The organism is Liquorilactobacillus vini DSM 20605, assembly GCF_000255495.1.
GTDB lineage: Bacteria > Bacillota > Bacilli > Lactobacillales > Lactobacillaceae > Liquorilactobacillus > Liquorilactobacillus vini.
Genome location: NZ_AHYZ01000011.1, coordinates 1 through 963 on the forward strand (window position 1 = coordinate 1; position 963 = coordinate 963).

At 37.9% G+C, this 963-nt stretch carries 1 pseudogene; it reads right to left on the reverse strand.

From position 1 onward, the window contains the following. Positions 1 to 157 precede the first annotated feature (157 nt). Positions 158 to 962: pseudogene (locus ON15_RS00330) on the reverse strand (Cof-type HAD-IIB family hydrolase). Position 963 lies beyond the last annotated feature (1 nt).

Consider the following 963-nt stretch of genomic DNA (forward strand, 5'->3'; position numbering starts at 1 on the left):
CAAATTAAACAATTTTATTTATCAGTACTACTTGAAAAAGAATTGCTAACGCTTAACATTTTATTAGCAATCTTGCTAGATTTTTTATTTACGGAGAATAATCTCTGATTCAGCGCTTAATCCAGTTGTTATTAGTCACAGATTCCAAGCGCCTTGCCTAACAAAAATGTTTAACTGCTTGGGCAACACCGTCATGATCGTTATCCGCTGTTTCAATCGATGCTGCAGCTTTAACCGCCAAGGTAGCATTTCCCATTGCTACTCCTAATCCGGCATATTTAAGCATACTTAAATCATTACCTTGATCATCAATCGCCATTACTTCAGCCGGCTGCAGTTGCAAGTATTGACAGAGTAATTTAAGTGCCGAACCTTTATTTGACGCCCAATGCGTTGGCTTCGATATAGTTGGGGGAGCTTTGGCAAAAATTAATTTCTTTTTCTAGAGGTGCAAACGCTGACCAGTTTCCCAGCAATAAATTAATTTTACTTTCCTCGTCAATAATCATTGCCTTAATCAAGGAACTTTTAGGCATTTCACTAGGAGTTCGATAAAAAATCTCTTGCTGCGTAATCAAGCTTTCATATACTGTATAGCGACTAATGTTTCGATTAGCTGTATAAATTCGCTCACGTGTAACAGCTTGAAAGTGCAGTTGCTGCATCTTAGTTGGTGCTTCTAACTTCAAATAGCTTTTATATGCTAAAGGCCGCAAATTAATTATTCGACCATCAGTTGTTTGGACTAGTGCCCCACCGAAACAGATTGCATATTGATCCGCTTGATCCTGCAACCCCAATTCAGTTAAAATCGACTTAATTCCGGTATATGGTCGTCCAGTACTGATCACAATTTTAATATCTTTTCGCTTAGCTTCAGCAATGGCTACTTTGACAGTCGCAGTTAATTTCTTTTCTGAATTTATTAACGTTCCATCAACGTCAATGGCTGCTAACTTGATT